The sequence below is a fragment of the Siminovitchia jepli genome, from assembly GCF_047228825.1.
Taxonomy (GTDB): Bacteria; Bacillota; Bacilli; order Bacillales; family Bacillaceae_C; genus Siminovitchia.
This window is the reverse complement of the sequence record NZ_JBFEGN010000157.1, coordinates 1-4,054: the sequence shown is the minus strand read 5'-3', so window position 1 is coordinate 4,054 and position 4,054 is coordinate 1. Positions and strand designations below refer to the sequence as shown.

At 34.1% G+C, this 4,054-nt stretch carries 5 protein-coding genes and 2 pseudogenes; 2 read left to right on the top strand and 5 right to left on the bottom strand.

Annotation, left to right across the window (positions count from 1 at the left end):
• Positions 1 to 57: 57 nt before the first annotated feature.
• The 5 genes and pseudogenes from AB1L08_RS21815 to AB1L08_RS21795 all read right to left on the bottom strand — a co-directional run.
• Positions 58 to 573: a serine/threonine protein kinase gene (locus AB1L08_RS21815; protein WP_413066690.1), complete on the bottom strand. Its 516-nt coding sequence runs from the start codon at positions 571 to 573 to the stop codon at positions 58 to 60.
• Positions 574 to 901: 328 nt separating this feature from the next.
• A complete protein-coding gene (locus AB1L08_RS21810; RefSeq protein ID WP_413066689.1) occupies positions 902 to 1,288 on the bottom strand; it encodes a sporulation protein in 387 nt (128 codons plus the stop codon).
• Positions 1,289 to 1,304: 16 nt separating this feature from the next.
• A complete protein-coding gene (locus AB1L08_RS21805; RefSeq protein WP_413066688.1) occupies positions 1,305 to 1,433 on the bottom strand; it encodes an FbpB family small basic protein in 129 nt (42 codons plus the stop codon).
• Positions 1,434 to 2,053: 620 nt separating this feature from the next.
• Complete coding sequence (locus AB1L08_RS21800) at positions 2,054 to 2,128, bottom strand: hypothetical protein (protein ID WP_413066691.1); 75 nt, start codon at positions 2,126 to 2,128, stop codon at positions 2,054 to 2,056.
• A gap of 41 nt (positions 2,129 to 2,169) precedes the next feature.
• Positions 2,170 to 2,514, bottom strand: a pseudogene (locus AB1L08_RS21795) (undecaprenyl-diphosphate phosphatase); the annotation flags it as partial.
• A gap of 205 nt (positions 2,515 to 2,719) precedes the next feature.
• Here AB1L08_RS21795 and AB1L08_RS21790 point away from each other — a divergent pair.
• Positions 2,720 to 3,406: a response regulator transcription factor gene (locus tag AB1L08_RS21790; protein ID WP_413066687.1), complete on the top strand. Its 687-nt coding sequence runs from the start codon at positions 2,720 to 2,722 to the stop codon at positions 3,404 to 3,406.
• Positions 3,403 to 4,054 (top strand): annotated as a pseudogene (locus tag AB1L08_RS21785) (hypothetical protein); the annotation flags it as partial. The gene AB1L08_RS21790 and the pseudogene AB1L08_RS21785, both read left to right, overlap by 4 nt.

Genomic DNA, 4,054 nt, shown 5'->3' with positions numbered 1-4,054 from the left:
AGTACAAACCTAATTATACCAAAGGTTGGAGCCCTTTTTGTATTTATAAACTAGATTTTACTTTCGTAATCCAGGATCATTTCCTTCTTTGATATATTCCGATACGTCAATGACTTTTCCTCTACCATTTTGTAAAATGACATTTTTCAAATGAATATCTCTCGGATTTAATCCCTGGCTCCTGACAAACTCACGAGCTTCTTCAACGTCTTGGATTACTTGTTCAGGAATCGGAATTCCTTGCAATAAGCAATCATACAAAGTAACTCCTTGCTCAAAACTTAAAATAATGTAGTTGGGTCCGGTCCCATAAAGCTGTGGGAAGTAACAGCACTGTTTTAAACGCTCGTATACATCTTTCTCAACTTCTTTTTTCTTTAATGCTTTACCAGAATATACTTTAAAAACATAGTTCGGTGTCTTATCAAATCTAAATACTGCGGCATCCGTTCCGATTCCAACGCAAGTTAGATCTTCAGCAAACCCTAAAATGGTTACTGGTTGGTTATTATTATGGCCTATCACTTTAATATTCTTAAGTGCTTCCTCTGCCAGTTTCCATTCTGGAATCATGATAATCTCCTTTTCCTTAGATTCTCAGCTTTTACCTTATCCAACGAATCCACTTTATCTCCAAACCAGTAAATTCAATGCACGAAGCAGTGCAACAATTCAATCTATATTAATAAAGGTCATTAAATGTATTGATTCTCTTAATTGAGGTACATAAATAGCTAATCCCAATATAAGAAGTGACCACTGTAGAATCATACAGTTGCAAAAAACAGAAAATAGGTTTTCTCATATAATTAAAAAAAGTATTAGGTGGCACAGCATCCAGGTCACAAATGCCATCGTTTGTAAAAATTCACTATATAAAATATTGTTTAAAAGGTAGTAACTAAATAATGTAGATGTTATCCTGGTCCTTACTTTCTACTCCCTCGCTAAAAATAAGCTTTGTGTTAAAACGGTAAGATATTTTTTCTGACGAAACGGGGATAGTGGACGGTAACTCGAAGGAAAATGATATTTTATATAATTCATCAGATTGTATGAGTTTTGATGTCAAAATGGTTGGTGCATCAATTATTTTTTCTATCCCTTTAGATTGATCAATCTTGATTAATTCACTGTCTATTCGTTTTATTTGCTGTTTGATGGTACCGCCTTTAATTAAGTAGTATCCGGTAATCAATTCACCAGGCCTATAAGTATCCTTGGGAAGAACAAGATCTATTTCCGCTGATCCAATTCCTAAAAGCGACATGTATTTCCTTAGTATCAATGAACACCCTCCTGAATCATTTTTTTAAGTCTATATATTTCTCATCTATGCGTTTGTCAATTTTTTCAATAAAGGCCTTGTCTTTAAGAAGTTCTTCCTTATTTTTATTAATCAACTCAGATAAAGATACTTTTATTTTTCTCATGATGACACCTTCCTTTCATTGATGGTGCAGTAGAACAATGTCTTTGCTTGTATGACCATTTCCGGGACATTAAAATCATATGAGCTAACGAGAATGGTCATCATTCATTCATTAACAAAGAAAAAACCTTTACCACTTTTCGGTAAAGGTTTTTTATACAAATAGAGACCTTTACCAGCTGGTAAAGGTCTCGCTAACAACAATATGTTGCCAACAAAGCCGAGAGTTATGTAACTCTGTAATGACGACCTTGTTATAAAAGCTACTCCCCTTTAGGAGAACTATTCAACTGTGTGGATTCATCATAAATAATCTTTATTGATTTGTCAAATACAATCCTGATTCCTATTATTTTTACTGCCATCTTAAAGTAGATAGCGTTAGGTGAATAACAATACTATATGGGTTGAGTTAACTTTTTTACATTGTTTTGGGATACTCTATATGATGGAAAGAGATCTAGTTGATTGTAGTGGAAGGCGGCGACTCCTGCGGGATAAACGTGAGCCTTGAGACCCCACAGGACGCGAAGCGTCCGAGGAGGCTCAAGCCACGCCCGCGGAAAGCGTCCGCCTGGAACGGAAATCAACTGTGGCTAAAAAGCATGAAAAATATATAACTCAACTTATATAGTATCCCAACGATAAACAATAATATGCAAAGTATTTTAAATTTCCTTTTTCCATAATTCCCATAAACCATTTTAAGGAGAAATAGGAAGCTATAAAAGATGAAATAAATAGTCCTCTAGTAATATACCAGCAATTGCAACAATGATCAAATAAACGATAAACATAAAATCAGCTTTTAAATCTGGATCTCGACTAATCAAGTAATTGAATCCATTAGTCGCCAACCTATGTAAATCTTTACGATAAATGACCAAAATTGCCAATAGGGATGCTGAATTAACAAGCAGTTCGAAACTTAACCCCTCGATTTCTAACCCCATAAAATATAGTGCCAATACTAAATGACCACTTGATGATATTGGAATAGGCTCGGTGAAACCTTAAAAAAATAGTCCCAAAAATAAATATTTTATTAACTCAACTTTCGGACCAACAAAATAGGTACTAATCGTTGGCAATACTGAGTTAATGCTCTATCGAAATTATTGCTTGACAACCTTGGTAAAAAACATGCCATTATTTGTGCATGGGTAAAATGAATAATGTCTGGTATAATACAAAAAATCAAGGAGCTTATACTTCTTTATCTCATCTTTATATCTTTATGATATTCTTGCTAATGTAATAACCTTATAGCCATTGTGAGGGAGAAAAATGCGAAAAACGATCTTAATTGTAGAAGATGAAGATATATTACGGGAAATCATGAAAGATTATTTATTAAATGAAGGATATGAAGTTTTTGAGGTAGTGGATGGAAATGAGGCTTTAACAATATTTGAAAAACATGAAATCCATTTAATTATTTTGGATATTATGCTGCCTGAATTAGATGGATGGTCTGTTTGTAAACGAATTCGCAAATTATCCAATGTACCGATTATTATGTTGACGGCGCGTGCAGATGAAGACGATACATTACTTGGTTTTGAATTAGGAGCAGATGATTATGTGACAAAACCATACAGTCCACCCATTTTGCTGGCAAGAGTAAAACGTTTAATGAAAAGTCGATATTCTACGACAGAAAAATTGTCTAATAAAGATAATTTAATGAAGAGTGGTATCCATGTCCATTTCCCTTCACGTACAGTGACAGTCGATGGAGAAAATATTAACTTGACACATACGGAATTTGAAATATTAACGCATTTAATGAAAAATCAAGGGATTATTATTACAAGAGAACAACTAATCACTAAGATTTGGGGATATGAGTATGCCGGTGACGACCGAACAGTTAATAGTCATATCCGCAATTTACGTTACAAATTGGGTCATAAAGCAAATCATATTGTAACAGTAATTCGTGCTGGTTACAAATTTGAGGAGCAGCTATGAAAATAGGAATTGTAACGAAATTATTTCTGTTAACTACATTACTATGCATGCTCACTTTGTCCATTATGTTTATTGGACAGACCCTGTTTTTTAAGCAATATTATGCTAACCAAAAGATTAATGATATTGAAGAAGGCATTCGTTCTTTTAAGAAGGCCTACTTAAAGGCTGGAGAAGATGTATCTATAATTCAAAAACTAGAGCAGGATTTTTACAGGGAAAATAATACATGGATTACATCACTAGATAATAAGGGTAATATTAAATACGCCAATGATTTTTCTGTAATCATTCATTTAGATGATTCCCCAAATAAGGATTTCTCCAATCGTGACATTACCATCCCGTTGTATAGCCTCATTAGTCTAGAGGATATCGAAAGGGGAAAGTTTGATTTAGAACAGGGAAATCGTGTTATGATTGACGGGATTAAAAAAGATAATACAATTGTTCCTGCTATTTTAACAATAGAAGACAAGAATGCAGCCTTTGAGAATAAGATGCTAATGGATAAGCTTGAAAAAGATAATGCATTTGTTCCTGCTACTTTAGTGGAAAAAAAAGGATGCTGTATTAGACGTTCATGCCGCTTCCGCGGCACCATCAGCAGGATGAAAATGGATCAACGTCGAAGTATATTTTTACGGC

What these genes read in the sequence shown, in the direction of transcription:
- AB1L08_RS21815 (WP_413066690.1), bottom strand. Translation starts at nt 573, where the DNA reads ATGATTCCAGAATGGAAACTGGCAGAGGAAGCACTTAAGAATATTAAA.
- AB1L08_RS21805 (WP_413066688.1), bottom strand. Translation starts at nt 1,433, where the DNA reads ATGAGAAAAATAAAAGTATCTTTATCTGAGTTGATTAATAAAAATAAG.
- AB1L08_RS21790 (WP_413066687.1), top strand. Translation starts at nt 2,720, where the DNA reads ATGCGAAAAACGATCTTAATTGTAGAAGATGAAGATATATTACGGGAA.